This window comes from Pseudoclavibacter sp. JSM 162008, from assembly GCF_041366455.1.
Lineage (GTDB): Bacteria > Actinomycetota > Actinomycetes > Actinomycetales > Microbacteriaceae > Pseudoclavibacter.
This window is the reverse complement of the sequence record NZ_JBEWYX010000002.1, coordinates 173,189-197,363: the sequence shown is the minus strand read 5'-3', so window position 1 is coordinate 197,363 and position 24,175 is coordinate 173,189. Positions and strand designations below refer to the sequence as shown.

19 protein-coding genes, 2 tRNA genes and 1 pseudogene are annotated in these 24,175 nt (G+C 69.1%); 14 read left to right on the top strand and 8 right to left on the bottom strand.

All coding sequences use genetic code 11. The features are described 5' to 3' along the window. Positions 1-86 precede the first annotated feature (86 nt). The 4 genes from ABVF28_RS02370 (at position 87) to ABVF28_RS02355 (ending at position 3,458) form a co-directional block, all read left to right on the top strand. The gene (locus ABVF28_RS02370; protein WP_179557473.1) at positions 87-620 is read left to right on the top strand and encodes a single-stranded DNA-binding protein; all 534 of its coding nucleotides are present in this window, start codon (positions 87-89) and stop codon (positions 618-620) included. A gap of 50 nt (positions 621-670) precedes the next feature. Next, positions 671-1,126: a hypothetical protein gene (locus tag ABVF28_RS02365; protein WP_104311407.1), complete on the top strand. Its 456-nt coding sequence runs from the start codon at positions 671-673 to the stop codon at positions 1,124-1,126. A gap of 46 nt (positions 1,127-1,172) precedes the next feature. Continuing rightward, the gene (gene ettA / locus ABVF28_RS02360; RefSeq protein WP_104253131.1) at positions 1,173-2,855 is read left to right on the top strand and encodes an energy-dependent translational throttle protein EttA; all 1,683 of its coding nucleotides are present in this window, start codon (positions 1,173-1,175) and stop codon (positions 2,853-2,855) included. 105 nt (positions 2,856-2,960) lie between these two features. After that, a complete protein-coding gene (locus ABVF28_RS02355) occupies positions 2,961-3,458 on the top strand; it encodes a thioesterase family protein (RefSeq protein ID WP_104311408.1) in 498 nt (165 codons plus the stop codon). Between the two features lie 77 nt (positions 3,459-3,535). On the opposite strand, the gene ABVF28_RS02350 is transcribed toward ABVF28_RS02355, so the two are convergent. Further along, the gene (locus ABVF28_RS02350) at positions 3,536-4,510 is read right to left on the bottom strand and encodes an acyl-CoA thioesterase (protein ID WP_371029344.1); all 975 of its coding nucleotides are present in this window, start codon (positions 4,508-4,510) and stop codon (positions 3,536-3,538) included. Positions 4,511-4,574: 64 nt separating this feature from the next. Here ABVF28_RS02350 and ABVF28_RS02345 point away from each other — a divergent pair, with 64 nt between their 5' ends. Beyond that, positions 4,575-5,282, top strand: a complete 708-nt coding sequence (locus ABVF28_RS02345) for a hypothetical protein (protein WP_249312491.1) — start codon at positions 4,575-4,577, stop codon at positions 5,280-5,282. A 76-nt stretch (positions 5,283-5,358) separates the two neighbouring features. Further along, the gene (gene gdhA / locus ABVF28_RS02340) at positions 5,359-6,705 is read left to right on the top strand and encodes an NADP-specific glutamate dehydrogenase (protein ID WP_371029343.1); all 1,347 of its coding nucleotides are present in this window, start codon (positions 5,359-5,361) and stop codon (positions 6,703-6,705) included. A 31-nt stretch (positions 6,706-6,736) separates the two neighbouring features. Here the strand turns inward: gdhA and ABVF28_RS02335 are convergent, their stop codons facing one another. Both ABVF28_RS02335 and ABVF28_RS02330 read right to left on the bottom strand, forming a co-directional pair. Next, on the bottom strand, positions 6,737-7,189 hold the full coding sequence (locus tag ABVF28_RS02335) for a globin (RefSeq protein WP_218855258.1): 453 nt from the start codon (positions 7,187-7,189) through the stop codon (positions 6,737-6,739). Then, positions 7,189-8,115 (bottom strand): mechanosensitive ion channel family protein, encoded by a 927-nt coding sequence (locus ABVF28_RS02330; protein ID WP_104311413.1) that lies wholly within the window; start codon positions 8,113-8,115, stop codon positions 7,189-7,191. The genes ABVF28_RS02335 and ABVF28_RS02330 overlap by 1 nt, the downstream gene beginning before the upstream one ends. A gap of 89 nt (positions 8,116-8,204) precedes the next feature. On the opposite strand from ABVF28_RS02330, the gene ABVF28_RS02325 reads away from it, so the two are divergent. After that, positions 8,205-8,690, top strand: coding sequence for a glutathione peroxidase (locus tag ABVF28_RS02325; protein ID WP_104311414.1), 486 nt, complete (start codon positions 8,205-8,207; stop codon positions 8,688-8,690). Between the two features lie 68 nt (positions 8,691-8,758). On the opposite strand, the gene pepN is transcribed toward ABVF28_RS02325, so the two are convergent. Beyond that, positions 8,759-11,314 carry an aminopeptidase N gene (pepN, locus tag ABVF28_RS02320; RefSeq protein ID WP_371029342.1) on the bottom strand — a complete coding sequence of 852 codons (2,556 nt, stop codon included), beginning with the start codon at positions 11,312-11,314 and terminating at the stop codon, positions 8,759-8,761. A gap of 81 nt (positions 11,315-11,395) precedes the next feature. Between pepN and ABVF28_RS02315 the strand changes: the two genes are divergently transcribed. From ABVF28_RS02315 to ABVF28_RS02305, 3 genes are read left to right on the top strand one after another with little or no spacing between them, the layout of a single operon-like run. Continuing rightward, positions 11,396-12,004 carry a DsbA family protein gene (locus ABVF28_RS02315; RefSeq protein ID WP_167516612.1) on the top strand — a complete coding sequence of 203 codons (609 nt, stop codon included), beginning with the start codon at positions 11,396-11,398 and terminating at the stop codon, positions 12,002-12,004. Further along, positions 12,004-12,549 carry a ribose-5-phosphate isomerase gene (locus tag ABVF28_RS02310; RefSeq protein ID WP_104311417.1) on the top strand — a complete coding sequence of 182 codons (546 nt, stop codon included), beginning with the start codon at positions 12,004-12,006 and terminating at the stop codon, positions 12,547-12,549. Before ABVF28_RS02315 ends, ABVF28_RS02310 begins: the two co-directional genes overlap by 1 nt. Beyond that, positions 12,542-13,504, top strand: coding sequence for an Fpg/Nei family DNA glycosylase (locus ABVF28_RS02305; RefSeq protein WP_371029341.1), 963 nt, complete (start codon positions 12,542-12,544; stop codon positions 13,502-13,504). The genes ABVF28_RS02310 and ABVF28_RS02305 overlap by 8 nt, the downstream gene beginning before the upstream one ends. A 35-nt stretch (positions 13,505-13,539) precedes the next feature. Here ABVF28_RS02305 and ABVF28_RS02300 read toward each other — a convergent pair whose 3' ends face one another. After that, on the bottom strand, positions 13,540-18,972 hold the full coding sequence (locus ABVF28_RS02300) for a DUF2157 domain-containing protein (protein ID WP_371029340.1): 5,433 nt from the start codon (positions 18,970-18,972) through the stop codon (positions 13,540-13,542). A gap of 138 nt (positions 18,973-19,110) precedes the next feature. Continuing rightward, complete coding sequence (locus ABVF28_RS02295) at positions 19,111-19,773, bottom strand: hypothetical protein (protein WP_179557480.1); 663 nt, start codon at positions 19,771-19,773, stop codon at positions 19,111-19,113. 110 nt (positions 19,774-19,883) lie between these two features. Between ABVF28_RS02295 and ABVF28_RS02290 the strand changes: the two genes are divergently transcribed. From ABVF28_RS02290 to ABVF28_RS02280, 3 genes and pseudogenes are all read left to right on the top strand, one after another. Continuing rightward, positions 19,884-20,168, top strand: coding sequence for a hypothetical protein (locus ABVF28_RS02290; RefSeq protein ID WP_371029339.1), 285 nt, complete (start codon positions 19,884-19,886; stop codon positions 20,166-20,168). 15 nt (positions 20,169-20,183) lie between these two features. Continuing rightward, a pseudogene (locus ABVF28_RS02285) lies at positions 20,184-20,333 on the top strand (GNAT family N-acetyltransferase); the annotation flags it as partial. Between the two features lie 103 nt (positions 20,334-20,436). Continuing rightward, entirely contained in the window at positions 20,437-21,861 is a 1,425-nt protein-coding gene (locus tag ABVF28_RS02280) for a DUF2252 domain-containing protein (protein WP_371029338.1), read from the top strand. 112 nt (positions 21,862-21,973) lie between these two features. Here ABVF28_RS02280 and ABVF28_RS02275 read toward each other — a convergent pair whose 3' ends face one another. Beyond that, entirely contained in the window at positions 21,974-23,605 is a 1,632-nt protein-coding gene (locus tag ABVF28_RS02275; protein WP_371029337.1) for a Mur ligase family protein, read from the bottom strand. Positions 23,606-23,822: 217 nt separating this feature from the next. Beyond that, a tRNA-Pro gene (locus ABVF28_RS02270) sits at positions 23,823-23,899 on the bottom strand. Between the two features lie 142 nt (positions 23,900-24,041). On the opposite strand from ABVF28_RS02270, the gene ABVF28_RS02265 reads away from it, so the two are divergent. Continuing rightward, positions 24,042-24,115: transfer RNA gene (locus tag ABVF28_RS02265), tRNA-Gly, on the top strand. Positions 24,116-24,175 lie beyond the last annotated feature (60 nt).

Sequence of the window (24,175 nt, the reverse complement as noted above, 5' to 3'; positions counted from 1 at the left end):
GTCGCACACTGGTGCCGCGGTCCGGTGCGGAGCTCTCGGCACGGGCGCCGCGTCGGACCGCACCGCATCCAGACCAGGGGGAGAACATGCAAGACCACATCACGCTCATCGGGAATCTCGGCAGCAAGCCGGAGGTGAGGACAACCCCGAGTGGGCAGCACGTCGTGAACTTCAGCATTGCGACGAATTCGCGGCGCCTGAACCGCACGACCAACGTCTGGGAAGACGTGGATCCGAACTGGTACGACGTCGCGGCGTGGGGCGACCTCGCGACGCACGCCGCGAAGTCCCTCGACAAGGGGCAGCGCGTCATCGTCGTCGGCAAGCTCCGCATGCGGAAGTTCGAGACCCAGAACGGGTCTCGCACGAAGCATGAGGTGGTTGCGGATGCGCTGGGCCACGACCTCACGGCAGGTTCGTCGATCTTCGCCAAGCGCGAGCGAACTCCGCAGGAGAAGGGAGTGAGCGACCAGCAGCAGGGGTTCGGAGGGGCACGGAGCTTCGGCAGTCCGCAGAGCGAGGCTCCGCCGGACGACGAAGACGCCCAGGGCCCACCGAGTGAGGCGGAATGGCACAAGCCTTCCGTCGCCGATGAGGGGGCATACCCGACGCCCTTCTAGGAGCCGCGGCCACCTACACTGGTGACCGCCCCATCCGAGAAAGGTCCCGAATGCGCAGCTCCCGTCTCTTCGCCCCAGTGGCTCTGGTGGCGGCGCTGGCGCTCGCGGGCTGCTCATCGGAAGAGGCGCAACCCCCTGCGGAGACGACCGCCGCGGCCGAGCCCACGCAGGCGGCGCCGGCGGCGTTCGTGCCAGGCGGGACGGCGAGCGACAACAAGCCGATCTTCGATGAGACCAACCTGCAGACGATCGCGACGAACGGCTCAGCGAGTTCCGTGGAGTTCGTCGACGCGCTGTCTGGAATCGGCTTCGACAAGGCGGCCATGGAGGTCACCTTCGACCGCACGAACGTCGACCTCGAGGCCGACTACATCATCGTCTCGGTGAAGATCGGCGAGGAGTGCCTTGTGGGCCAGCGCGGCCCGCGGGGCTACACCTCGGACATCGTCGCGCCCGTCAGCACCGGAAAATGCCTCATCGGGCTCACCCAGCCCATCACCTGGTAGCGAAGCTCCGCGCGCTGCCAGCCAACCAACTCCTAGACTGGAACCCATGGCCGAGTACATTTACCAGATGATCCGCGCCCGCAAGGCGGTCGGAGACAAGCTCATTCTCGACGACGTGACGATGTCGTTCCTCCCAGGCGCCAAGATCGGCATGGTCGGCCCCAATGGGGCTGGTAAGTCGACGATCCTCAAGATCATGGCTGGCCTCGACACCCCATCGAACGGTGACGCGACCCTCACGCCTGGCTTCACGGTCGGCATCCTCATGCAGGAGCCGGAGCTCGACGAGACGAAGACGGTTCGCGAGAACGTCGAGCTCGGTGTCGCCGAGACGAAGGCGAAGCTCGACCGCTTCAACGAGATCTCCGCCCTTATGGCCGAACCAGACGCCGACTTCGACGCGCTCATGGAAGAGATGGGGACACTCCAGGAGTACATCGACCACGTCGACGCCTGGGACCTCGACTCGCAGCTCGAGCAGGCGATGGACGCCCTCCGCCTCCCGCCGGGAGACGCCGACGTCAGCGTCCTCTCCGGAGGCGAGAAGCGCCGCGTCGCGCTCTGCAAGCTCCTCCTCGAGAAGCCCGACCTCCTGCTCCTCGACGAGCCCACGAACCACCTCGACGCCGAGAGCGTGCTCTGGCTCGAGCAGCACCTCCAGAAGTACCCTGGCGCAGTCATCGCCATCACGCACGACCGGTACTTCCTCGACCACGTCGCCCAGTGGATCGCAGAGATCGACCGCGGCCGCCTCCACGGCTACGAGGGCAACTACTCGAGCTACCTCGAGAAGAAGCAGGAGCGCCTCCAGGTCCAGGGCAAGAAGGACCAGAAGCTCGCGAAGCGCCTCGAAGAGGAACTCGCGTGGGTGCGCACCAACGCGAAGGGTCGTCAGGCCAAGTCGAAGGCCCGCCTCGCCCGATACGAGGAGATGGCATCCGAGGCCGAGCGCACCAGGAAGCTCGACTTCGAAGAGATCCAGATCCCCGCAGGCCCACGCCTCGGCAGCATCGTCCTCGAGGCGAACAAGCTCAAGAAGGGCTTCGGCGAGCGCGTGCTCATCGACGACCTCAGCTTCTCGCTGCCGCGGAACGGCATCGTCGGCATCATCGGCCCGAACGGTGTCGGAAAGACGACGCTCTTCAAGTCGATCGTCGGCTTCGAGGAGCTCGACGGTGGCGACCTGAAGATCGGCGAGACGGTCAAGCTCTCCTACGTCGACCAGTCGCGCGGCGGCATCGACCCCGAGAAGAACGTGTGGGAGGTCGTCTCCGACGGCTTCGACTACATGCAGGTCGGCAACGTCGAGATCCCGTCCCGCGCCTACGTCTCCACTTTCGGGTTCAAGGGCCCAGACCAGCAGAAGAAGGCGGGGGTGCTCTCCGGTGGTGAGCGCAACCGCCTCAACCTGGCGCTCACCCTCAAGCAGGGCGGCAACCTGCTGCTCCTCGACGAGCCCACGAACGACCTCGACGTCGAAACCTTGTCGAGCCTCGAGAACGCGCTGCTCGAGTACCCCGGCTGCGCCGTGGTCATCACGCACGACCGGTGGTTCCTCGACCGCATCGCCACGCACATCCTCGCCTACGAGGGCACCGAGGAAGACCCGAGCCGCTGGCACTGGTTCGAGGGCAACTTCGAAGGCTACGAGGAGAACAAGATCGAGCGCCTCGGCCCGGACGCCGCCAAGCCATCGCGCATGACCTACCGCAAGCTCACGAGGGACTAGTCCCAACAGGAACCCCGGGGCCGCACCATGCGGCCCCGGGGTTTCCTCGTCCGTGCGCCGTCGAGCGCAACCACCCACCCGCACACGACAAGGACCACCCCGCCGATGCGCTTCCACGTCCCCACGCTCCTCCGCTGGAGCGACCTCGACGCCTACAACCACGTCAACAACTCGCGCGTGCTGACACTGCTCGAGGAAGCCCGAGTGCGTGCGTTCTGGAACATCGGCGCCTCCAACGACGACGAGCGGCCCCTCGCCATCATCGACGCAGCCGCCGAGGGAGGCGACACGCTCACGCTCATCGCGCGCAACGAGATCGAGTACCTCGCGCCCATCCCGTACTCCACGAAGCCACTGGACGTGCAGCTGTGGATCTCCAAGATGGGAGCGGCCAGCGCCGAGGTCGACTACGAGATCTGGAGCCCGGAGGAAAGCCAGCCAGAGGGCGCAGAACGGGTGCGGTACGTCATCGCATCCTCGACCCTCGTGTTCATCGACGCCGCCACGCAGCGACCGCGTCGCATCAACGAGCGCGAGCGCGAGGCCTGGACCCCCTACCTCGACGAGCCGCTCACGTTCCGCGGCGGCCGCAGCAGCGACTGAACCCCCGGGCGCTCGCATGGAGGCTCATCCGCGCCGCGCCGCGCCGCGCCGCGCCGCGCCGCGCCGCGCCGCGCACGCTAGCTGCGCTTTCGGCGCACCATGCCCTCCTGGGCGACCGTCGCCACAAGCGCGCCGTCCCGAGAGAACAGCTGCCCTCGCGAGAGCCCGCGGCCCCCGCGCGCGACGGGGGAGTCCTGGACGTACAGCAGCCACTCGTCAGCTCGCGCGTCCCGATGCCACCAGACGCCATGATCGAGGCTCGCCGCGCGAAGCCCCGGCGTCGACCAGGTCAGGCCGTGGCCGCGCATGATGGGCTCGAGGATCGAGTAGTCGCTCGCGTAGGCGATGGCGGCCCGATGCAGCATCGGATCGTCCGGCATGCGCTCCACCGCCTTGATCCACACCGCCTGCGCCGGCGTCGGGTCGCTGGCGGGCTCGAGATAGACGGGCCCGTCGACGTGCCGCATCGTGAACGGCCGCTTCAGCAGCCAGTACGCGGCCAGTGACTCCGGGGCGTCGTCGCCGAGTGTCGCCTTCACCGTCTCCAGCAGGTCCGCCTCGCTCGGGAGGTCCTCCGGAGCCGGGATGCCGTCCGGCATGGTCACCTCGTGCTCGAAGCCCTCGTCGACATCCTGGAACGACGCGATCATCGACCAGATCGGCTGACCGCTCTGGAAGGCGCTCACAGCCCGGGTCGTGAACGAGTTGCCGTCGTGGATGCGGTCGACAGCAAAGGTGATGGGCAGCTTCACGTCGCCCGGGCGAAGGAAGTAGCCGTGCATGGAATGCACCGGACGGTCAGCCGCCACCGTCCGCGCGGCGGCGACCAGCGACTGCGCGGCCACCTGCCCGCCGAACACACGCCCGTGGGGCATCCATTGGCTCGGACCCGTGAAGATGTCGTCCCGAGTACGGGCACCGGTGTCGGTGAGGTCCAACGTGTGCAGGAACGCCTCGATGGGAGACAGCGCCTCGAGCGCATCGAACGACAACGGCGCAGACTGGTGCTGAGCGGGCGAAAGCGAGGACGACTCGTGGAGCTGATCTGCCATCCCAGCAGTCTAGAGACCCGCCGCCGCAGGAGCGCTCGGGAAGAACTGGGTAGGTTAGATGGCAATGTCTCCCGTCCTCCGCATCCCCGATCTCCGTGCCGCCCGCGACCTCGAATCGTTCCTGGGCCGAGCCGGACGCATCGAAGACGGCGCGGTGAGGATCGTCGCCACTGGTTCGGTTGCGGCGTTCTGGGTTCCGGTGCTGCGGCCGCAGGGCATCCTGGACACCTCACCGCTGGTGCTCGGCGTGCGCGCACTCCGCGCCGAGCTTCTCGGTGAAGCGGGCGACGACGCGCACGCGGGAGCGTTCGACGTGACCGTGCCGTTGCGAGCGCTCCTCGACCGCCTCGCCAGGCTGCGCGCACCGGGGGACGACGCGTCCGCAGACGAGACGGTCGGCTTCGACCTCTCGGTCCCGCCAGAGCGACTCCGCGAGTCGTGGGCAGGTATCGCAGCCCCCACCGGTGGCTGGAGCCTGACGGGTGTCCTGCCAGCGGCGACACTCATCGCAGCCGCAGACCAGGGCATCGCGGAGGTCGCCGAAGCAGTGCCCGGCAACCTCGGGACGGCGCTCGTCGAACGTGTCCGCACGGACGTGTGGACCCGCGTCATCGACGAGCCGAGCGGCCTCACGAGCGGCGCGGCCTTCGCCGCCCTCAGCCTCGGGTTCCTGCGCTCCGGTGATGACGCGCGCATCCTCACCGCCGGAGCGTGGCTGCGCCTCGAGACAACGCAGGGCAACGTGCTGCTGCGATCGAACCAGGCACGCTGAGCGCTGCCACCGCCCCGGAGCGACTCTCTCGCTCCGCATCCGCGCACCCACGTGCGCCTCACCCCCGGAGGACCCCATGGACCGCAGCATCGACAGCCTCAAGACCGCGATCTTCGCGAGGAACGCGGGCGAACCGGAGTTCCATCAGGCGGTCACCGAAGTGCTCGACACGCTCGGCCCGGTGCTCGACCGCCACCCGGAGTACTTCGAGCTCGCCGTCATCCATCGACTGAGCGAGCCGGAGCGGCAGATCATCTTCCGAGTGCCGTGGGTCGACGACAACGGTCACGTGCAGATCAACCGCGGCTACCGCGTCGAGTTCAACTCTGCGCTCGGCCCGTACAAGGGCGGCCTCCGGTTCCACCCTTCGGTGAACCTCGGCATCATCAAGTTCCTCGGCTTCGAGCAGATTTTCAAGAACGCGCTCACGGGCATGCCGATCGGCGGTGGCAAGGGAGGCGCGGACTTCGACCCGCGGGGCCGGAGCGACCGCGAGATCATGGCGTTCTGCCAGTCCTTCATGTCCGAGCTGTACCGGCACATCGGTGAGCACACCGACGTGCCAGCCGGAGACATCGGCGTCGGCGGCCGTGAGATCGGCTACCTCTTCGGCCAGTACAAGCGGCTCACCAACCGCTTCGAGGCAGGTGTGCTGACGGGGAAGGGCATGACCTGGGGTGGATCGCTGGTGCGCCCGGAGGCCACGGGCTATGGGACGGTGCTGTTCGCGCAGGAGATGCTCAAAGCGACCGGCGATGACCTCGACGGCAAGCGGGTTGCTGTCTCCGGCTCCGGGAACGTCGCCATCTTCGCGATGGAGAAGGCGATCGCGCTTGGCGCGACGGTCGTCTCCGCGAGCGACTCCTCCGGAGCGGTGTACGACCCGAATGGCATCGACGTCGAGGCCCTCAAGCAGCTGAAGCTCGTCGAGCGGAAGCGCGTGGGCGAGTACGTCGACCGTGTCGGCGGAAAGGCGCAGGCTCTCGCGAGCCCGGGCGCGATGTGGCACGTGCCAGTCGACATCGCCCTGCCGTGCGCGACGCAGAACGAGCTGGACGGGGACGCTGCGGCGGCCCTGATCGCGAACGGTGTCCGCGTCGTCGCCGAGGGCGCCAACATGCCGTGCACGAAGGAGGCCGCCGACCGGTTCCGCTCCGAGCCAGGGGTGCTGTTCGGCCCGGGCAAGGCGGCCAACGCTGGCGGCGTCGCGACGAGCGCGCTCGAGATGCAGCAGAACGCGCAGCGCGACTCCTGGTCGTTCGAGCACACGGAGGCGCGTCTCGCGGAGATCATGCGCGACATCCACACCCGCTGCAGCGAGACCGCAGAGGAGTACGGCAAGCCGGGCGACTACGTCCTCGGAGCGAACATCGCCGGCTTCTCGCGTGTCGTGGATGCGATGCTCGCGCAAGGCGTCGTCTGACCGACGCCCAGGGCGGACGTCGCAGCCGAGCTCAGGAGTCGGTCTCGGCTCCTGGGCTCGGCTCGAACGTGTTGACCATGGCGGTCGCGGCCCGGTCGAAGTAGTCGGTCATCTGCGCGCGGTGGATGGGGGAGAGCTCGAGCTGGTCCATGGCGGCGTGCATGTGCCGCAGCCAGTGCTCCCGAGCCTCCGGGTTGATGTGGAAGCCGTTGTGGCGCATCCGGAGCCGCGGGTGCCCGCGCTGAGCGCTGTACTCGCTCGGCCCGCCGAAGTACTGGGCGAGGAAGTGGCCGAGGCGCCACGTGGCACCCTCGAGGTCGTCCTGCGGGTACATGCGCCACATCAGCGGGTCCTCGCGGACGCCCTCGTAGAAGGCTGCGGCGAGCCTGTCGAACGCGGGCATGCCGCCGATCTCGTCGTAGAGGGTCGGCACGGCCGACGCGCCGCCATCGGATCCGCGGAGGTGGATGGGGATGTTCGACATCAGGCGGTGCCTCCCGGGGTCGGCTGTCCGTCGGCCCCGTCGAGGACGATGGCCTTCAGCGAGGGCAGGTTGATGTCGGCCGACTTGAGCGCGTCCTGCGTGCGGGCGCGGAGCTCGCGCTCCACTTCCCACCTGGTGCCGGGGCGGACGCGGATGGTGAGGCGAAGGACGACGGCGTCGGAGGAGATGGACTCCATGCCCCACATCTCGGGGGTGCCGATGAAGTAGTCCATCCAGTCCGGGTCTTCCGTGAGCTCCTTCGCGGCGTGCAGCATGACACGTTCGACGTGCGCGCGCGACGTCTCGTAGGGCACAGCGAGGTCGAAGACGATGCGGTTCCAGCCCTGCGAGAAGCTGCCGACGCGTTGGATCTCGCCATTGCGCACGAACCAGAGCGTGCCCTCGACGTCGCGGATCTGGGTGATGCGCACGCCCACCTTCTCGACGACGCCAGTGGCTTCCCCCATGTCGATGACGTCGCCGACCCCGAGCTGGTCCTCCATGACCATGAACAGGCCGTTGAGGACGTCGCCAACGATGCGCTGCGCACCGAAACCGAGACCTGCGCCGACCGCCGCGCTCAGGATCGACAGCGAGGCGAGGATGCCCGGGTCGATCTTCGCGATGATCATGACGATGAGGATGACGACCACGACGACGTTGACGATGTTCGTCAGCACGGAGCCGATGGTGCGAGTGCGCTGCACGGTGCGGACGGCAGCCAGCGGGGATCGGACCGAGAGCGCCTGCGTGTCAGTTACGCCGCGCTTCTTCTTGACGCCGCTCACGATCTGCTTCACGGAGCGGTCGATGAGCTTCAGCAGGATCCATCGGAAGACGAAGGCCCCGAGGATGTAGAAGACGATCGTGATGGGAACGTCGAAGGGGGCGAGCGCGGTCGTGAGGGAAGTCCAGAATTCTGCCATAGCGCATCGAGTGTAGACGGATGAGCCTCTCCGTCTCGTGTGAGCGGCGTGCGAGGAATAGGCGAGTCGCGCATCCTGTTGCCTTCCGTATGAGCCTCAACGTGAACGACATCGAAGTCACCACCATCGACGGCGAGGCCAGGAAGCTCGCGGCGTATGAACCCGTGAAGCTCGTGGTGAACGTCGCCTCGAAGTGCGGCCTCTCCGGGCAGTACGAGAAGCTGGAGGAGCTGCAGCGTCAGTACGGCCCGCAGGGGTTCACGGTGCTCGGCTTCCCGAGCAATCAGTTCCTGCAGGAGTACTCGGACACCTCGAAGATCAAGGAGTACTGCTCGCTCACGTGGGGCGTCAGCTTCCCCATGTTCGAGAAGGTCAAGGTCAACGGCCGGTCCCAGCACCCGCTCTATGCGGAGTTGACGAAGACACCGGATGCGAACGGCAAGGCCGGCCGCGTCAGCTGGAACTTCGAGAAGTTCCTTATCGCCCGCGATGGCACGGTGACGCGGTTCCGTCCGACGACGGAGCCCGATGCGCCTGAGGTCGTGGCTGCGATCGAGGCTGCGCTCGCCGAGTAGGCAGCCGACACCGAACGCAGAAGAGGTCGCTCCCCAGCTGGGAAGCGACCTCTTCTGCGTGCACGGGACTACTCGGGCTGCGCGTCGCGCTCCTGGGCGGCGAGGGCCCGGACGACGCCGGCTCGCCCTTCGATGATCATGCGGCGGAACGCGGGGGCCGCGGCCTCGTTGTTGGCCAGCCACTCGTCGGCGGCGTCACGGATGCGCGCCGTCGCGAGACCCGCGGGGAAGAAGCCCTCGATGAGCGTCTCGGCGATCTGGAAGCTGCGGTCGGCCCAGATCGTCGAGATGTGACCGAAGTACCGGTCGACGAAGGGCTCGAGGAGCGCCTCGTCGTTGACCCGGTCGAAGCCCGCGACGGTGGCCCGCACGATGGCGTTGGTCGCGTCCGAGCGGTCCATGACGGATGCCCAGGCTGCTTCCTTGCCCTCGGGGGTCGGGAGTGCCGCGCGTGCGTGTGCAGCGCTGCGCTCCCCGTCGGCTGTGCGGTCGGTCTCGAGACGAGCCGCGATCTCGGCCTCGCCGGCGCGACCGCCGGCGACGAGCGCGTAGAGGAGCTCCCAGCCGAGATCGGTGTCGATCTCGAGTCCCTCGAGCGCGAACGTGCCGTCGAAGAGTGCGGCGACGGCGTCGAGCTGCGGGCCGGTCGCGGCGAGCGAGGCGAACGCCTTCACGAAGCTGAACTGCGCATCCGAGCCCGCCTCCGCCTGCTTCGCGAGCTCGAAGAGCTCGTCGGTGACGACCTCCACGATCTCGGCGCGGTCTTCCGGAGCCGTGTAGAACTTCGCGGCCGAGATGAGCTGGCCGAGCACCGTGCGACGCGTCGTCGACTCGGTCTCGGTGCCGATGACGCCGAGGACGGCGCGGATGAAGTCGCGTGCCCGCAGCTCCGCATCCCTCGTCGCGTCCCACAGCGAGCTGACGACCAGCGAACGTGAGAGCGGCGCGCGCAGCTTGGGCAGGTGCTGCTGCACGGTCGTGACCGAGTGCGCGTCGAGGCGGATCTTGGCGTACGCGAGGTCGTCGTCGTTCACGATGATCAGGTCGGGGAGGGCTCCGCCGACGAAGCTCGGGACCTCGGTGCGCTCGCCGTCCACGTCCAGCTCGAAGCGGTGGATGCGGACGAGCTCGTCGCCCTGCACGTTGTAGAGCCCGATGGCGAGGCGGTGCGGGCGGATCGTGGGGTGCTCGGCGGTCGCGGTCTGCTCGATCGCGAACGACGTGAAGTTGCCGTGCGCATTCAGCTCGTAGACGGGGCGCAGCGTGTTGACGCCCGCCGTCTCGAGCCACTTGGCGCTCCATTCGGTGAGGTCGCGGCCGCTCGTGACCTCGAGCTCGGCGAGGAGGTCGCGCAGCTCGGTGTTGCCCCACGCGTGCTTCGAGAAGTACGCGTTGATGCCGGCGAAGAAGGCATCCCGGCCGACCCAGGCGAAGAGCTGCTTGAGGACCGAGCCGCCCTTGGCGTACGTGATGCCGTCGAAGTTGACCTGCACGTCGTCGAGGTCGCGGATCTCGGCGACGATCGGGTGCGTGGAGGGCAGCTGGTCCTGGCGGTACGCCCACGACTTCTCACTGGCGTTGAAGGTGACCCAGTTCTCGGTCCACTCCGTCGCCTCAGCGGTCGCGAGGGTCGAGATGAACTCCGCGAACGACTCGTTGAGCCACAGGTCGTTCCACCACTTCATGGTGACGAGGTCGCCGAACCACATGTGGGCGAGCTCGTGGAGGATCGTGACGACGCGGCGCTCGCGCACCGCATCCGCCACCTTCGAGCGGAACACGTAGGTCTCGGTGAACGTGACGCAGCCCGCGTTCTCCATGGCGCCAGCGTTGAACTCGGGCACGAAGAGCTGGTCGTACTTCGTGAACGGGTACGGGACCCCGAAGGCCTTCTCGTAGTACTCGAAGCCCTGCTTCGTGGTGCGGAAGATGTTGTCGGCGTCGAGGTTCGGCGCAAGCGACGTGCGGCAGTAGACGGCGAGGGGGATCGTGCGGCCGTCGATGGACGTGAGCTCGTCGCGCACCACCGTGTAGGGGCCCGCGACGAGCGCGGTGATGTAGCTGGAGATGCGGGGCGTGGTGCCGAAGTGCCAGACGGCGCGGCCATCATCGATGGGCTGGGGCGCCTGCGATGGCTCGTTGGAGATGACCTGCCACGCGGCGGGCGCGGTCACGTGGAAGGTGAAGTTCGCCTTGAGGTCGGGCTGCTCGAACACCGCGAACATGCGGCGGGAGTCTGGTACCTCGAACTGCGAGTACAGGTACACCTCGCCGTCGGCAGGGTCGACGAAGCGGTGCAGCCCCTCGCCCGTGTGCATGTAGATCGCGTCGGCGTCGATGGTCAGCGTGTTGCGCTCGGCCAGATTCGGCAGCTGGATGCGCACCCCGTCGTTCACGGCCGCCACGTCGAGCGCCTCGCCGTTGAGCACGACGCTGTGCACCTGGCGGGTGATGGCATCGATGAACGTGGACGCGCCGGGAACCGCGGAGAACGTCACCGTCGTGATCGAACGGAACGTCTCAGGACCCGTCGTGAGGTCGAGTGCGACGTCGTAGTGCTCGACACCGAGCACAACTCCTCGACGCTCGACCGACTCAGCGCGAGTCAGGTTCTCTCCGGGCATTCCAGCTCCTTCGGGGTCAGGGGGCCCGGGTATTCCGGGCTTGCGGCGGCCAGCCTAGTCCTGCCGAGTAGGCTTATGCGTATGCCCGCACCGATCAAAGTAGATTTCTGGTTCGACCCGATCTGCCCATTCGCCTGGATGACCTCGCGATGGATCGACGAGGTCGCCCGCCACCGTGACCTGACCATCACCTGGCACATCATGAGCCTCGAGCTCCTCAACGAGGAGAAGGACATCCCGCAGTCGTACCGCGACATGCTGCAGGGCACGTCGCGCCTCGGCCGGGTCGTCGCCGGCGTCGAGCAGGACCTCGGCAACGAGAAGGTCAAGGCGCTCTACGACGCCCTCGGCACGCGCATCCACCCAGGCGGTCGCAAGGACCGCGACGCGGTGCTGGCCGAGGCCATCGCCGAGCTCGAGATCCCCGAGTCGATCGTCGAGCGCGCAGACGCCGGTGAGTTCGACGAGCGCTACCGCGCGAGCCACCTCTCCGGCATGGAGCGCGTCGGCGACGAGGTCGGCACGCCGATCATCGCCATCGACGGCGTCGCCTTCTTCGGCCCGGTCATCTCGCCCGCGCCGAAGGGCGAGGAGGCGCTGCGCCTCTTCGACGGCGTCGTCATGGCCGCGTCGGTCGACGGCTTCTTCGAGCTGAAGCGCAGCCGCACCCGCGGACCGGTGTTCGACTGATGCGGATCCACGTCGCCACGGACCACGCGGGACTCGAGTTCTCGCAGCAGCTGCAGGAGCACCTGCGCGAGCAGGGGCACGAGGTCGTCGACCACGGACCTGCCGAGTACGACGCGCTCGACGACTACCCGTCGTTCTGCATCAACGCGGCACAGGCCGTCGCCAACGACTGGGCGAACGGCTCGAAGTCGCTCGGCGTGGTCTTCGGGGGCTCGGGCAACGGTGAGCAGATCGCCGCCAACAAGGTGACCGGCGTGCGCGCCGCGCTGGCATGGAGCGACGCCACGGCGCAGCTCGCCCGAGAGCACAACAACGCCAACGTCATCTCGATCGGCGCGCGGCAGCACGAGATCGCCGACGTGCTCAGGTTCATCGACATCTTCATCGCGGAGCCCTTCCCAGGGGAAGAGCGTCACCTGCGTCGCATCTCGCAGCTCGCCGAGTACGAGCAGACCGGCAAGATCGCCGGCAAGTCCGTGCTCGGTTCCGTTGGCACGGTCGTGCCGCCGATGGTGGAGTCGGAGACGCCGGCGGGGAATGCCTGAGGGCCACTCCGTCCATCGCATCGCCCGGCAGTTCACCGCGAACTACGCCGGTCGCGTGGTGGCGGCGTCGTCCCCGCAGGGCCGCTTCGCCGAGGGTGCTGCGGAGATCGATGGCCGCGAGATGGTCGAGACGTTCGCCGTCGGCAAGCACATGTTCTCGCGCTTCGACGGCGGGATCTGGCTCCGAGTGCACCTCGGCATCTACGGCGCCTGGGACTTCTCCGGCCAGGTGTCGACGACACTGGGCCAGACGGGCGAGTACTCGCGCAAGCGCCCAGGCGTGACGATCGAGGACTCGCGTGGCGAGACATCGCTGTCGAGCATCGGAGCCCCTCGGCGGACACGCCTCAAGATGGCGGAAGCCGAGCGTGAGCAGGAGCTCTCCCAGTGGCCGCCAGAGCCGGTTGGCGCGGTGCGGCTTCGTCTCCTCACGTCCGAGACCTGCGCGGACTTGCGCGGTCCGACCGCCTGCGAGCTCATGACGGGCGATGAGGTGGCGGCCCGCATCGAGAAGCTCGGCCCCGATCCGCTCGTCGACCGTGGGGCGAAAGCGGAGGCACGGTTTCTCGAACGAGCGAGGGGCAAGCGGACGCCGATCGGCATCGTGCTCATGGATCAGCAGATCGTGAGCGGCATCGGCAACGTCTACCGGGCCGAGATGCTCTACCGGGCGGGCATCAACCCGCACACGCCGACGTCGCAGCTGACCGACGAGCAGCTCAGGGAGCTGTGGCGCGACTGGACGAAGCTCCTCAAGATAGGCGTGGAAGTCGGTCAGATGATGACCATCGACGGGCTCCGAGGCAGGGCGAAAGCCGCGGCTCTCGAGAACCGTGAGGATCGGCACTGGGTGTACGGACGCGCGGGGGAGCCGTGCCGGGTGTGCGGAACACCCATCGCGCTCGGCGAGATGCAGGCCCGCAAGCTCTACTGGTGCCCCGGCTGCCAGCTCTGAGGCCCCGCTGAGCCCTCAGGCGACGGCGGCTGCCGTCACCTGAGGGCGCTGATCGACGCCGCCGCGCGCTTGGCGTCGCGCAGTCGTGCCTCGTACGTCGTGGCGATGACGACGAGCACCGTTCCTGCCAGCGCGAGCCACACCCACCAGGGGATGACGTCGGCGACGGCGGCGAGCTGCTGTCGGAACGCGGTGACTGCGTGCAGCACGGTGATGATGGCGCCGAAGACGAGTGGCGCCTGCAGGCGCCTGGTGGCGCCCCAGACGGTGATGCCGACCGCGAGGAGCCCGAGCGCGATGAGGCGCCACGGCGCGGGGTCTGCGAACTGGGCCAAGTAACTCGGCGCAAGCAGCAGCACCAGGCCGGGCGTGAGGGCTGGCCAGCTGCGCAGGGTGGGGCGCTTCACGAGGAAGAACAGACCGCCCGCCAGCAACGTGGCACCGAGCGGGGCGGTTGCGAGCTCCAGCCAGGGGATCGGGAACTGCGTGCCGAGCGCGCCTGCGGTCGCGACGAGGGTGGCGGCTGAGAATGCGAGGACAGGCACGCGCAGCGACGGCTGGGCGCCAGGAACGGCGTGCGCGGGCGCAAGCGAGGGCAGGAGCTCCGGGCGGAGCAGCGCGACCAGCGTGAGGCCGCACAGCGCGACGACCCACGTCAGCGCGAGCTGCTGGTTGTTCTCGACGACACCGCGCAGGATGCTCGGGAACGCGGAGAGCACGAGCGACGCGATGGCGACGGGCACGAGCACCGTCGCGGCGAGCGCGGCGAGGCGCGGATTCTCGAGCTGCTGCTGCCGCCGCCAGAGTGCGCTCGCGAAGATCAACACCAGCCCAGCGGGAACGACTCCCCAGATCGGCAGCGTGATCGGGGTCAGCGGGCCCTCGGCGGCGAGCACGAGGGCGGGGCCGAGCACGGCGGCCGAGATGGCCGAGCCCACGCCGAGGGCGTTCGCCGAGGCGCGCATCCAACCGGCGACCGGAACGATCGCGCACACGACGACGAGTGTCAGCGTCAGCACCGAGAGGGCCAGCTCGGGGACAGTCAGGGAGAGGATGCGTGAGGTGTCGCCGTCGCGCGGCTGCGAAACGGCGGCGAGCGCGCCCGCGCTGAGCCAGACTCCGGGAGCCGCGGCGAGCCAGAGGAGGCTCTCGACGCTCGAAGCTCGTGCCTCGTCGGCGCGCCTGCCGACCTTCGCTGTTGCGATGCCTGCGGCGAGGAGCACGAGGAAGGCGCCACCGAAGGCCACGAAGATGGATGCGCCGTCCCAGTTCGCCAGCACCTCCCAGACCCACGCGAGCGCGAGCACCGGCACGCCGAGGTAGCGGAGCAGCGCATACGGCGACCTGGCACCGAGCTGCGTGCTCGCGACGACCGCCGTCACCGCGACGAGCGCTGCCGCGAGTGGCAGCGGTGTCCAGCCGTCGAAGCCATCGGTGCGGCTCGCGGCGGCCGCGCTGGGGGCGAGCACGGTGCCGAGCAGCGCGGTCACGAGGCCGAACGCGCGCAGCGCGATGCCGTCCCCTCGACGCGTTCCCTGTGGCGAAAGGAGCACGCCAAGCAGCGCGGTGAGCGCCCCGAGGACGCCAGCGGTGGCAGCGAGCTGCACCGGTGTGGCGCTCTCGAAGCCGACCAGCTGGACGTGGTGGATGAGCATCCAGGACCCGAGCACGCCCGTCGCGTAGCTGGCGAGTCTCGTGAGGAGGCGCGTCTCCGAGAACGTCCGGACGACGACGACCGCTGCTGTTGCGATGACGCCGACGAGCAGCGACGTGATTCCGGCTTGCTGCTGGACCCAGAGACTGGCCGCCTCGGTTGGCTCCCAGATCGCGATGGCGAACCCCTGCGAGGCAAGCGCGAGGAAGCTGACGAGCGCGATGCTCGCGCGGCCGACGCCGGTGAGGATCCGGGTCGGGAGGCCTGCGGCGAGGAGCCCCGCGAGCAGCCCGAGCCCGAGCAGGAGGAGCCGGCCGTCGAACCGCGTGGTGAGCAGGAGCGCGAGGGTGAGGGCCCCGCTGAGCGATGCGACCATGGCGAGGAGCAGCTTGCGCCTGGACCGTGTCGTGTCGGCAGACCAGACGGGGCGAAGCAGCAGCCAGGTCACGCCGCTGACGAGCAGGACGCAGGCCGTGAGCCAGATCAGCGCCTCGGCACCGGGGAGCAGGCCCGTGAGCAGGCCGTCCCGGTTCGCCTCACCTCGAAGCTTGGCCCCGAGGTGCGACAGAGCCGACAGCACGGCGACGCCGACGGAGACGGCGCTCAGCGAGATGAGCAGCGGGCGCGCGTGGGCCGGGATGCCGAGCGTGCTGGCGGACGCGGCGACCGCCAGGGCGACGGCGGCTCCGGCGAGGAAGTAGGCGAGTGCGTTCGCGGTCGTGTCACCCGAGGCCACGGCAGGGGCGACGGTCGAAACCGCGAGACCGCCGGCCAGGATGTACGCGGCGGCACGCGCGGGTTCGCGTGCACTGCGGGCGCGGCCGAACCACCAGAGCAGCAGGGCGGCGGCGGCGAGCGGGATTCCGGCTGGCAGGTGGAAGCGGTCGGCGGTATCGAAGCTTGGGGTGCCGATGGCGAACACGTACCACGCAGCGGTGAGGAGTCCGACGCCGATCCAGGCCAGGAACGCGCGTCCCCTGGCTTGGAACAGCCCCGACGGGGCGATCGCCAGCAGGACGGGAACGGTCGCCGCGATCGCGATCGTCCCGGCAACGTACTGAGCGCCTGCTGGCTGTCCGAGCGCGCCCGTGAAGGCTGGCGTACTCGCGAGCGCTACGACGGCGACCGCAGCGACGGCCAGCTCGGCGGGAAGGACACGGGACGCGAGTGCGCCGCGGAGCCTCGCGACGAGGGTGCCTCCGGCGACCAGGAGGCTGGCGACGACGCCGAGCGACGCGGCGACGGCCGGAAGGGGCGAGGCCACCACGAATGCGGAGGCGAGCGCTCCCAAAGTCGCCCAGAGGGCTGGCACCATGGCTGGGAGGAGCGGCGCCACCGCTGGCACGTCGTCGTCCTGCCTTCGGCGCAGCGCCACGACGCTGATCGTGGCGACGAGCAGGGCGCCGAGTGCGGCTCCCACGTACCAGAGCGAGCCGAGAGGCGAGGCGGAAGCGGTCAGCAGGGCGTCGCCGTCAGCGCGATTCGCCGCCGCCCGGACGATCGCGAGCAGGACAAACGATGCCGCGAGGGTCGGGATCGCCGCCGAGTAGGCGAGCAACGTGCGCTCGGCCGCGACGAGCCACGGCCTGGGGAGGAGGATCGCGGCGGTGAGCAGAAGCGCGATGCCGAGATACGCGCACGTGACGGCGAGGTTCGTGCCGAGCACGTCGGACGAGCTCCAGGCATCGTGTGCGAAGGCCACGAGCAGCGGAACGGCGAGCAGTTGCAGCGCCGTGAGCGCGGTGAGCACCGGCCGGAGTGCGGAGAGGTTCGTCGGCACGGAGAAGCGCAGGCAGAACGTGAGCGCGGCGGCAGCGACGAGGGCGGAGGTCTCGAACGGGGCTGCCGCGAGGGCCGGCAGAATCGAGGCGAGGATGCCAGCTCCGGCGTCGTACCGCAGGGTGACCAGCAACCCGACCCGGTGCGGGTCGTCCTGCGGAGCGGCTGACAGGTTCCGCGCAAGCAGCGCGGCACCGACGACTGCCCCGGCGGCGATCGCCAGGTTCGCGATGGTGACGCCGAAGGGTCCAGGGGTGCTGGCGGCGGCGCACAGTGCGAGGAAGGACCCGGCTGCAGTGAGCGCGGGCGTGAGGCGCTGGAGTCGCCCGGGGACGAGCAGCAGCAGGCCCGCCGCGAGAGCGAGCCCGACCGCGCCGCTCGCTATGGCCCACCAGGTTCCGCCTTGCGCGCCCGCGAATGCCTCTGCCAGGCCTGCCTGGTCGGCGCTGACGAATGCCAGGAGGGCGCGGAGGGGGAGCACGTCGAGTGCGAGTGAGAGGACCGGGACGACGGCTGCGCCGACGGTGGTCCAGCTCCAGGCGGTGACCGCGATCTGCACGGACGAAGCCGTCGACTCGGCGGAGTTGGCGAGCCGAGCTCTGAGGACCTGCCCGGCGGCGAGCGCCACCGGGATGAGTGCCAGCGAGAGCGCCAGCCTCACGGGGCCGGTGAAGCTCAGCGGCACCGCGCCGAGGGCGAGCGCGGAGAGGACGCCGAACGCGACGAGGAGGGTGCGGCCGCCGAGCGCGCCGCGCTCGCGGCTGACGAGCCAGGCGAGGAGGGCGGCGGATGCGGCCGCGATGACGAACAGGACTGCGTAGCCGAGCCATGGGTCGTTGCCCGTTGCCGCGGCGGCACCGGAGAGCACGCCCGCGGCCAGTGCGACGACGCCCGTGACGGACAGGATCCAGCGTTCGAGCGAGCGTGGTGGGGCTGCGCTGAACGCGTCGGCGGTGGGCGGGTGCGGCCCTGCGGTGGTCGGGGGCGGCTGCTTGACCCGCAGGAGCACGTGGAGGGCGGAGGCGGCGCCCGCGAGGACGAGCGCGAGCACGAGTCGCTGGACGGGGGAGAGCGCCGCGGAGGTGGCGCCGGCCACGGTGAGCGCGATCGCCGGCAGCACGGTGAGGCTCGCCGCGATCCCGGGGGCTCGCAGGTGTGCGAGGCGATGCCACGCCTCGAACGCGGCTGTCGCGACGAGGAGCCCGACGCCCCAGTACAGCGTCCCGGGCACACGGTCGGCGCCGAAGAGCCCCGTCGCCTGCACAGCCCAGACGTCGAGGACCACGAGGACGATGCCGAGCGCGGCGATGCCCTCGGCGGTCGCCGAGAGCTTGCGCCGCTTGAGGATGCTCGTCGTGGCGACGACCGCCAAGGTCACTCCTGCCGTGATGGCGGCCTTGACCTCGACGCCGAAGACGACCCAGGCGAAGGTGAGGAAGACGACTGCGGCGATGCTGAGGAGTCCGATGCCGAGCACCAGCAGCAGGAGCTGCACGCTGGAACGTCGGGGCCGCTGCGGTTGGTCTGGATGCGTTGGGGGCATGCGCTGCGCGGGCGGTGCCTGGCCGGCTGCAGGAACGTGGGCTTCGGCCCAGCGATCGGCCGGAGCCTGCTGCGGTACGGCGGTCGCCTCCGCCCCGAGGTGCCCTGCGGCGCCTCCGAGGAGCCGCGCGTGGTCGGCCGCGAGTACCGCTTCGCTGGCCTGAGCTCGCCCCTGCCGCTCGCTCTCGAGACGGCTCTGCTCCGCTCGTGCCTGCTCAGCGCGGAGCGCCGCGGCCGCCTTGGCCCGGGCTTGCTCGCCGGCCGCGACGATGAACTCGCCACGGGCGAGCAGTGGTTCGCGCGCCTGCGCGCCGAGGTCGAGCAGGTGGCCGATGACGGCAGGATCGCGGGTGAATCCGCAGCTCGGGCAGGAGGCGCCTGGAGCCCCGTAGGTCTCGAAACACGACGGGCACTTGCTCGGGTCGGTCAGATCGCCGAGCGTCTTCGGGAACCGTGGCCTCTGGGCTGGTCTGCCCGCTCCTGCTTCAGTCACTCTGCGTATCCCCCTGGGTCGTCTGGCCGTCAGCCTAGCGAGCGCGCCGCTGGAATGCCGGTTTTCAGACAGGGGTTGGGGAGGAGGTTCCCGCAGGGATACAGCCCGTGGTTGCCGGGGCCTGAGGTGGTGCGCCGGTCAGGCGCTGACGAGCGGGAGGCGCTTTCGCCAGTTGCTGATCGAGACCGAGATGCGGCTCGAGGGCTCTTCATCCCAGTCCACCGCAAGGCTGTTGCTGCGCATCGTCGCGACGATCAGGCGCCCGAGCTGGCGCTCAGCGTCAGCACGCTCGTCGGCCGTCCCTGCGTCGTGCGACGCGAAGAGCCCGAATGCGAGGAAGAGCTGCGCGTCGTCGCCGGCGAGGCGTTCAGCGTCCTGCTGGTGGAAGAAGACGTACCCGCTCTGGGCTTCCGTGAGCTTCTCACCCTCGATCTCGGCGTGTCCGCAGTTCTGGCAGCAGGCGAAGTTCATGCGGGCGACGACACCGGCTCGCTCCAGGTCGGCGAATGCGGCACGGAGCTTCTCGTAGTCGCCCTCGCTGGACCAGTCGCGCTGGCAGTCGGCGAGGTCATCCCAGGTCGCGGTGACGATTCGCTCGATCTCGTCGGCGCGGACGGGCAGCGCTTCATCCTCAGCGAATGAGCCTGCCGTCTCGAGGGCCTCGTCGAGAGACACGAAGCCAGGACGGATGAGCTCGACGGTCTTGGCGCGGAGGGTTTCCCGCGGGTTGTGAACGCCGTGCGGCTGGTGCTCGGCCTGGGGTGTGGTCGAGGCTGGGCGGAGGTACTTGAACAGATCCACGGCGGAGACTCTACGTCTCCGGGGCGGGTACGTCCAACCGTGAGCTGTTCAGGGTCCCCTTCATGCCTTTTCGACTTCCGCATGCGGCCGTGGAGGCGGAGACTTGCGGCATGACTGACTGGAATGTGCGCCCTGTGACGTCCGCTGACGAGCCCCAGTGGCGCGAGCTCTATCGGGGCTACCGTGCGTTCTACGGGGTGCCGGCCGACGAGTCGAAGTTGGATGCGGTCTGGTCCTGGCTCGGTGACGAGGCGCACGAGACGCACGGTTTCGTCGCGGTCGACGAGCAGGGACGCCTGGGCGGGCTTGCACACGTGCGCCGCTTCGCTCGCCCGTTGTCTGCGACGACGGGGCTGTACCTCGATGACCTCTTCACCTCGACGGCGGTTCGCTGAGGCGGCGCCGGGAGGGCGCTGCTGCTGCACCTCGGCGACTATGCGCGGGAATCCGGCTTGAGCGTCGTGCGCTGGATCACCGCGGAGGACAACACGACGGCGCGCCGCCTGTACGACGCGGTTGCTGCAGAGACGTCGTGGGTCACCTACGACATCGTGTCGTGATGGCTCGCGGGGTGGAGCCTGCGTCTTTCGGCGTTCACTGAATCGCGAGACACTGTGCCAGACCGGGCTTCAGCTCGACGCTTCGACGAGGAAGGCCACCCCGATGCCGACACACCTCAGCCGCCTGCAGCGTGACCGCGCGCCGCGCCCGAGCCGTGACGAGCTCTACGCGGCGGGCAAGGCGCTCCGCAAGACGCAACCGCACGTCGAGCACGCCATCTTCGTCGCAGGAGAGCGCGATCCGAAGGCAATCCTCGCCGAGCAGAACGCGGCGAGACTGCCTGATCTCGTGCCGCTGCGCATGGGGCGGATGCTCGAGCGCCCCTTCACGTTCTACCGGGGTGCTGCCGCGATCATGGCGCACGACCTCGCGCAGGGCGTGAGCACGGGCGTCCAGGTCGTGGCGTGCGGCGATGCCCACCTCAGCAACTTCGGACTCTTCGCCTCGCCCCAGCGCACGCTCGTGTTCGACCTCAACGACTTCGACGAAGCAGCGTCAGCACCGTGGGAGTGGGATCTCAAGCGGCTCATCGCGAGCGTCGTCGTCGGCGCCCGCGACCTCGGGCTGACCGAGGAGAAGACGAGGAAGGCGGCGAGGAAGACGGCGGCCGCCTACCGGGAGGGGATGCGCGAGATGGTCGGCCACTCGGCGCTCGACCGGTACTACCTTCGGCTCGACACGGACGTGGCGCACCCGTCGTTCCGCACGGAGGCGCAGGATGTTCTCGCGAAGGCGACGAAGAGCGCGAGGAAGCGCACGTCCCAGAAGTTCGTGGACAAGCTCACCGAGCGAGCGACCGACGGGACGCGGCTCATCGTGGAGAACCCGCCCGTGATGACGCACGTCCCCCCGGAGTCGGAGGCGCGCGTCGAGGAGCTCTTCGAGCAGTACCGCGCCACGGTGGGCACCGACGTGGCGTTCCTGCTCGGCAACTTCACGCTCACGGACGTCGCGCGTAGGGCCGTCGGCGTCGGCAGCGTCGGCACTCGGTGCTTCATCCTGATCCTGACGGGGCCCGCGGGTGAGGCGCTGGTACTGCAGGTGAAGGAGGCGCCGGCGTCGGTGCTCGAGACCTACGGCGACGTCGACCCGCGGCGGCTTTTGCAGGCGCGGACGCGCGCCGAGTACGACGAGCTCGGCGAGGGGTACCGGGTCGTGAGCTGCCAGCGCATCCTGCAGGCCGTCTCCGACCCGTTCCTCGGCTACCTGCGCTTCGCGGGCGAAGATGGGATCGAGCGCGACTTCTACGTGCGGCAGTTCAGGGATATGAAGGGCTCGGTCGAGCTCGAGCAGCTGACTCCTTCGGAGTTCTCGAAGTACGGCGAGGCCTGCGGGACGATCTTGGCCCGTGCGCACGCGCAGAGCCCGATTGCCCCCATGATCGCCGGCTACCTCGGCAAGAGCGGGTCGTTCGACGGGGCGATGGCGGAGTGGGCCGTCGGCTACGCCGAGCAGTCCGCCCTCGACTACGCGGAGCTCCTCGCGGCCCGAGACCGGGGCGAGTTCGACGCTGTCTCCGACCGCTAGGGTGCCCCGGGTGCCCCGGGCGGGCTGGCCTCGCGGGGGTGCAGACCTGGGTTTCCCGCATCCACGAGCTGCGATTCGGATGCAGGAGGCCCAGGTCTGCGACGGAACGAGGCTAGGAAGCGCGCTGCGTGCGTGAGGCGCTGTCCGCATCCACAGCCGTGAAGGCGGCGGGTGCGCCCTGCTGCTGCAGCCAGCCGTGCTCGCGCAGTGCGCTCGCCGCCGCCTCCCTGGCGGAGTAGGGGACGATGCGGCCGTCAACCTCGACATCAGCCCGATGGCCGTGGCCGCCGATGAAGATCAGGTCGCCGACCTCCGCCATCGCGATGGCGTGGTTGATGCCGGTTGCCGAGTCGGCGATCTCGTACAGTTCCCGCTCGGGGAACTCCGCGCGGATCGTCTCGATGAGCGTGCGGCGGATGTCGTCCGGGTCTTCCGTGCGCGGGTTGTAGTCGGTGACGATGACGACGTCCGACTCCTCGCTTGCGGCGCGGGCCATCTCGGGCCGCTTGCCCTTGTCGCGGTCCCCGTCTGCGCCGAAGATCATGAAGAGCCGGCCTGGCGTGAAGGGGCGGAGCGCGTGCAGCACGGCGCGGAACGAGGCCGCCGTGTGGCCGTAGTCGACGTAGACGCGCAGCTCGGAGTCGCCCGACACGAGGTCGAGGCGGCCGGGGACAACCGGGTGGAGGCCGTCGGTGGCGGCAAGCGCTTCGCGGATCTCGTCGAGGGAGGCGAGTCCGGCGCCGATGACGGCCACGATCGCCAGCGACAGGTCGAGCGCCGTGAAGGCACCCGGCAGGCCGATGCTGGAGCTGAGCTCCTCACCGTTCGGCCCGCGAAGGGTGAAGTCGGTGCGCTCGAGGCCCTCGGCGTCGATGTGGAGCAGCCAGTCAGCGATGTCCGCGCCCTCTGCCGTGTCCCGAGCGACCGTGACGACGGGGATCTGCGCCTCGCGTGCCGCTCGGCGACCCCACTCGTCCTCGACCGCGATGACGCCGCGCTTGGCGTGCCTGGGGGTGAAGAGCGTGAGCTTCGAGGCGAAGTAGTTCTCGAGCGTGCCATAGACGTCGAGGTGGTCCTGCGAGAGGTTCGTGAAGATCGCGCTCTCGAAGGGCAGACCGTCGACGCGGGCGCCGTCGAGCCCGTGCGAGGAGACCTCGATTGCCGCCGCCTGCACGTCGTCCTCGGTCATGCGGGCGACGAGCCCGTGCAGGTAGTCCGACTCTGGGGTCGTGAGGCGGCCGGAGAGGCGGGTCTCGAGTCGCGCGTCGCCGACGATGCGCTCGACGGTTCCGGAGAGGCCCGCCTTGAGGCCGAGCGAGAGGAAGAGCGCGTGCAGCAGGTAGCTGGTCGTCGTCTTGCCGTTGGTGCCGGTCACGGCGAAGAGCGGGGGAGCTGTGGTATCGGTTCCGAAGACCGTCGCGGCGGCGATGCTCATCACCGCGCGCGGGTTCTCGACGACGATGGCAGGAAGCCCGTGCTCGGCCGCCAGGGCGGCCCCTGCCGAGTCGGACAGGACGGCGACGGCTCCGGCGCGCACGACGGCGGGCAGGAACTCGGCGCCGTGCCGCTGTGCGCCGGGAATGGCGACGTAGAGATCGCCGGGTCGGATGCGACGGGAGTCGCTGGACACACCGGTGACCTCGACGTGCGCGCTCGCCGCGGAGACCGACCCACCGGTCGCGTCAGCGACCGCCGTGAGCGGAACGGAGTGCGGGCTGTTGGGGCGGGCCAGGTCTGACTGCAATGGTGTTCCTCTCGGAGTGCGCTGGGGCGCCGCGGATGGCCTTCACTGCAACGCCTCGGCCGCCGACGGTGCGACGAAGCCTCATCACGCCGACGTGCAGATAACAGGAAGATAACGACGATCCATATGTGGACCACCCGGCGTGCATGTGAGGCGTCTATGAACGGCACATGAGGGGAACGCGAAAGGCCCCCTCGAGAGGGGGCCTTGGCGGGTCTGGTCGGGGTGACAGGATTCGAACCTGCGACTTCCCGCTCCCAAAGCGGGCGCTCTACCAAGCTGAGCTACACCCCGGTGCCGATCGCTCGGCGAACCGCAGGTAATGTTACCGGACGCGCGGGGTGTCGCAGACCACACGGCCCGCTGCGACGCGCGGGGCGGGGTGCGAGTTCACGGACAACTCCAACATGCGGTAGCATTCTCTTCGTCCCGATTCGGGGCTGTAGCTTAGTGGTAAAGCCTCTGTCTTCCAAACAGATGATGCGAGTTCGATTCTCGTCAGCCCCTCCAGCGAAATCCCGGTCAGCCCACGCAGGGCTGCCGGGATTTTCTCGTCGGTGCTCGCTTCTT

Coding starts and splice junctions, on each gene's coding strand:
- gdhA (WP_371029343.1), top strand. CDS start 5,359: ATGGACCGCAGCATCGACAGCCTCAAGACCGCGATCTTCGCGAGGAAC.
- ABVF28_RS02330 (WP_104311413.1), bottom strand. CDS start 8,115: ATGGCAGAATTCTGGACTTCCCTCACGACCGCGCTCGCCCCCTTCGAC.
- ABVF28_RS02350 (WP_371029344.1), bottom strand. CDS start 4,510: ATGGCAGATCAGCTCCACGAGTCGTCCTCGCTTTCGCCCGCTCAGCAC.
- ABVF28_RS02305 (WP_371029341.1), top strand. CDS start 12,542: ATGCCTGAGGGCCACTCCGTCCATCGCATCGCCCGGCAGTTCACCGCG.
- ABVF28_RS02315 (WP_167516612.1), top strand. CDS start 11,396: ATGCCCGCACCGATCAAAGTAGATTTCTGGTTCGACCCGATCTGCCCA.
- ABVF28_RS02365 (WP_104311407.1), top strand. CDS start 671: ATGCGCAGCTCCCGTCTCTTCGCCCCAGTGGCTCTGGTGGCGGCGCTG.
- ettA (WP_104253131.1), top strand. CDS start 1,173: ATGGCCGAGTACATTTACCAGATGATCCGCGCCCGCAAGGCGGTCGGA.
- ABVF28_RS02345 (WP_249312491.1), top strand. CDS start 4,575: ATGTCTCCCGTCCTCCGCATCCCCGATCTCCGTGCCGCCCGCGACCTC.
- pepN (WP_371029342.1), bottom strand. CDS start 11,314: ATGCCCGGAGAGAACCTGACTCGCGCTGAGTCGGTCGAGCGTCGAGGA.
- ABVF28_RS02370 (WP_179557473.1), top strand. CDS start 87: ATGCAAGACCACATCACGCTCATCGGGAATCTCGGCAGCAAGCCGGAG.
- ABVF28_RS02335 (WP_218855258.1), bottom strand. CDS start 7,189: ATGTCGAACATCCCCATCCACCTCCGCGGATCCGATGGCGGCGCGTCG.
- ABVF28_RS02325 (WP_104311414.1), top strand. CDS start 8,205: ATGAGCCTCAACGTGAACGACATCGAAGTCACCACCATCGACGGCGAG.
- ABVF28_RS02310 (WP_104311417.1), top strand. CDS start 12,004: ATGCGGATCCACGTCGCCACGGACCACGCGGGACTCGAGTTCTCGCAG.
- ABVF28_RS02280 (WP_371029338.1), top strand. CDS start 20,437: ATGCCGACACACCTCAGCCGCCTGCAGCGTGACCGCGCGCCGCGCCCG.
- ABVF28_RS02290 (WP_371029339.1), top strand. CDS start 19,884: ATGACTGACTGGAATGTGCGCCCTGTGACGTCCGCTGACGAGCCCCAG.
- ABVF28_RS02355 (WP_104311408.1), top strand. CDS start 2,961: ATGCGCTTCCACGTCCCCACGCTCCTCCGCTGGAGCGACCTCGACGCC.